This is a genomic window from Phenylobacterium sp. (genome assembly GCF_044236515.1).
Lineage (GTDB): Bacteria > Pseudomonadota > Alphaproteobacteria > Caulobacterales > Caulobacteraceae > Phenylobacterium.
The window spans coordinates 1-3,624 of record NZ_JBIIGK010000224.1 but is presented as its reverse complement, the minus strand read 5'-3'; the positions used below and the strand labels follow the sequence as shown (position 1 = coordinate 3,624).

Annotated in this window: 4 protein-coding genes; all 4 read left to right on the top strand. The window is 67.2% G+C overall.

What is annotated here, in order from left to right; all coding sequences use genetic code 11:
- A partial coding sequence (locus tag ACILRF_RS15360) for a CTP synthase (RefSeq protein WP_395674426.1) occupies positions 1-1,388 on the top strand: 1,388 nt, incomplete at its 5' end.
- A gap of 94 nt (positions 1,389-1,482) precedes the next feature.
- On the top strand, positions 1,483-1,665 hold the full coding sequence (gene rpmF, locus ACILRF_RS15355; protein WP_111529086.1) for a 50S ribosomal protein L32: 183 nt from the start codon (positions 1,483-1,485) through the stop codon (positions 1,663-1,665).
- Between the two features lie 145 nt (positions 1,666-1,810).
- Positions 1,811-3,088: a phosphopyruvate hydratase gene (gene eno, locus ACILRF_RS15350; protein ID WP_395674424.1), complete on the top strand. Its 1,278-nt coding sequence runs from the start codon at positions 1,811-1,813 to the stop codon at positions 3,086-3,088.
- Between the two features lie 91 nt (positions 3,089-3,179).
- Positions 3,180-3,476 (top strand): septum formation initiator family protein, encoded by a 297-nt coding sequence (locus ACILRF_RS15345; protein ID WP_395674422.1) that lies wholly within the window; start codon positions 3,180-3,182, stop codon positions 3,474-3,476.
- The last annotated feature ends 148 nt before the right edge of the window (positions 3,477-3,624 follow it).

The window sequence follows — 3,624 nt, the reverse complement described above, 5'->3', positions numbered from 1 at the left end:
GCGGCGACAACATCACCACGGGCCAGATCTACAAGACCATCATCGAGAAGGAGCGCCGCGGCGACTATCTCGGCGCGACGGTCCAGGTCATTCCGCACGTCACCGGCGAGATCAAGGACTTCGTCCTCGGCGATCCGGGCGAGGGCGTGGACTTCGTCCTGGTCGAGGTCGGCGGCACGGTCGGCGACATCGAGGGCCTGCCGTTCTTCGAGGCGATCCGCCAGCTCGGACAGGAACTGCCGCGCGGCCACGCCTGCTTCATCCATCTCACCCTGCTGCCGTTCATCAAGACGGCCGGCGAGATGAAGACCAAGCCGACCCAGCACTCGGTCAAGGAGCTGCGCTCCATCGGCATCCAGCCGGACATCCTGCTGTGCCGCTGCGAGATGGAGATCCCCGAGGGCGAGCGGCGCAAGATCGCCCAGTTTTGCAACGTCCGCCCCAGCGCCGTCATCCAGGCGATGGACAGCCCGAACATCTATCACGTGCCGCTCGACTACCACGCCGAGGGGCTGGACCGGGAAGTGCTCGACGTCTTCGGTCTCACCGACACCGCCCCGGCGCCGGACCTTTCCCGCTGGGAACAGATCTCCCACACGCTCAGCCATCCCGATGGCGAGGTGAACATCGCCGTCGTCGGCAAGTACACCGGCCTGACCGACGCCTATAAGTCGCTGGTCGAGGCGCTGATCCACGGCGGCGTGGCGAACAACGTCCGCGTTCGCTTCGACTGGATCGAGGGCGAGGCTTTCGAGCGCGACGAGGACCTGATCGCCGAGCGCCTGACCGGCGTCCACGGCGTGCTGGTGCCCGGCGCCTTCGGCGAGCGCGGCTCCGAAGGCATGATCCACGCCGTTCGTTTCGCCCGCGAGCACGCGATCCCCTATTTTGGGATCTGCTTCGGCATGCAGATGGCGATGATCGAGGCGGCGCGGAACCTCGCCGGCATCCACCAGGCCTCGTCGACCGAATTCGGCCCGACATCCGAGCCGATCGTGGGGCTGATGACCGAGTGGACTCGCGGCAATGAGACCGAAGTCCGCCAGGAGGGCGGCGAACTCGGCGGCACCATGCGCTGCGGCGCCTACGACGCCGTCCTGGTCCCGGGTTCGCGCGTCGCCGAGATCTACGGCGGCACGGACATCTCCGAGCGCCATCGCCACCGCTATGAGGTCAATATCGGCTATCGCGAGCGGATCGAGGCGACGGGCCTGCGCTTCACCGGTCTGTCCCCCAACGGCGTCTTGCCGGAGATCTGCGAGCGCTCGGACCATCCCTGGTTCATCGGCGTGCAGTACCACCCGGAGCTGAAGAGCCGGCCGTTCGACCCGCACCCGCTGTTCGCCAGCTTCATCGGCGCCGCCAAGGTGCGTAGCCGCCTCGTCTGACGGCGCGGCTTGAAACCCCGGCGGCTTTCATGCATAAGCCGCCGCTCACGTCGGCGGCCCGGTTCGGCCGCCGCAATCATTTCGAGATCCTCCGATGGCTGTTCCTAAGAGAAAAACTTCGCCGTCCCGGCGCAACATGCGGCGCTCGCACCATGCGCTCGGCGCGAACTCCTACGTCGAGGACAAGGAAACGGGCGAACTGAAGCGCCCGCACCACGTCGACCTGAAGACCGGCATGTACAAGGGCCGCCAGGTCCTGACGCCGAAGGAAGACTGAGCGATCCATCGCTGACGCGATTCGCGGCCCCGCCTGGCGACAGGCGGGGCCGTTCGCATTTCAGCGCGCCTGCTGCGGTTGCCCCTGTCGCCGAAGGTGGCTAAGCCGTCCGCGCTCCCCGAATTCCGCCCAGAAGGACCCTCCCATGACCGAGATCGTCGACATCAACGCCCGCGAGATCCTCGATAGCCGCGGCAACCCGACGGTCGAAGTGGACGTGGTGCTGGAAGACGGCTCGATGGGCCGCGCGGCGGTGCCTTCGGGCGCCTCCACCGGCGCCCACGAGGCGGTCGAGAAGCGTGACGGCGACAAGTCCCGTTACCTCGGCAAGGGCGTCCAACAGGCGGTCGAGGCCGTCAACGGCGAGATCTACGACGCCCTGGCCGGCGTCGACGCCGAAGACCAGCGGCGGCTCGACACCCTGCTGATCGAACTCGACGGCACGCCGAACAAGTCGCGCCTCGGCGCCAATGCCATCCTCGGCGTCAGCCTGGCGGCCGCCAAGGCCGCCGCGAGCTCGGCCGCCCTGCCGCTCTACAAGTACGTCGGCGGCGTCTCGGCCCGCGTCCTGCCGGTGCCGATGATGAACATCATCAACGGCGGCGCCCATGCCGACAATCCGATCGACATCCAGGAGTTCATGATCCTGCCGACCGGCGCCCCGACCTTCGCCGAAGGCCTGCGCATGGGCGCCGAGATCTTCCACGGCCTGAAGAAGGCCCTGAAGGATGCCGGCCACAACACCAACGTCGGCGACGAGGGCGGCTTCGCCCCCAACCTCGCCAGCGCCGAAGAGGCGCTCGCCTTCATCGTCAAGGCCGGCGAGGCCGCCGGCTACAAGGTCGGCGACGACTTCGTGCTCGGCCTTGATGTCGCCTCCACCGAGTTCTTCAAGGGCGGCAAGTACGTCATGGAAGGCGAGGGCAAGACCGTCGATCCGGCGGGCATGGTCGACTACCTCGCCGGGCTCGTCGCGAAGTTCCCGATCGTCACCATCGAGGACGGCTGCGCCGAGGACGACTTCGAGGGCTGGGGCCTGCTGACCGAGCGGCTGGGCGCCAAGGTGCAGCTCGTCGGCGACGACCTCTTCGTCACCAATCCCGCCCGCCTATCCCAGGGCATCGACCGCAAGCTCGGCAATTCGATCCTGGTCAAGGTCAACCAGATCGGCACCCTGTCGGAGACCCTGGACGCGGTCGATATGGCCCATCGCGCCGGCTACACCGCGGTCATGAGCCACCGGTCGGGCGAGACGGAGGACGCGACCATCGCCGACCTCGCCGTCGCCACCAACTGCGGCCAGATCAAGACGGGCTCTCTGGCCCGCTCCGACCGGACGGCCAAGTACAACCAGCTGCTGCGCATCGAGGAGGAACTGGGCGACCAGGCCATCTACCTCGGTCGTAAGGCGCTGAAGCAGTAGGCGTTTCTGGCCTGCGGGTCTGCAGGGTTAGCGCCGCGTTAAGGACGCGGCGCGATTCTTGCGGCGTCTCTCCCTGGGGATTCGTCCACCCGTGTTCGCCCGCCTCCGCCCCTACCTGCCGACTGCGGCGCTTGCCTTCCTGATCTTCTACTTCGGGTTCCACGCCTTCACCGGCGAGGGCGGCTTGCTGCAGTCCGACAAGCGGGATGCGACCCTGGTCGCCAAGAGCCGCGAACTGGCCGCCCTGCGCGCTCAGCGCCAGGATCTCGAAGCCCGCGCGCATTTGATGCGTGACACAAACCTTTCGGCAGACTTACTAGAGGAGCGGGCCCGCTCCTTGCTAGGTTTTGCCGACCCGAGGGACTATGTGGTCCGCCTGAAGCCTTAGAAGGCGCCGAGACGCCGTTCGAGGGTTTCTTCTGCAGGCCGGGGTAACGACGGAGAGACGCATGGCGCGTGGCAAGGCCAATGGCTCCCAGCCGAAAGGCGACGGGGTAGGCGCGGGCAAGGACGAACTCCTCGGCTACTATCGCGAC

Bases quoted from the DNA above. Each gene is read 5' to 3' on its own strand.
- eno (WP_395674424.1), top strand. From the start codon at position 1,811: ATGACCGAGATCGTCGACATCAACGCCCGCGAGATCCTCGATAGCCGC.
- rpmF (WP_111529086.1), top strand. From the start codon at position 1,483: ATGGCTGTTCCTAAGAGAAAAACTTCGCCGTCCCGGCGCAACATGCGG.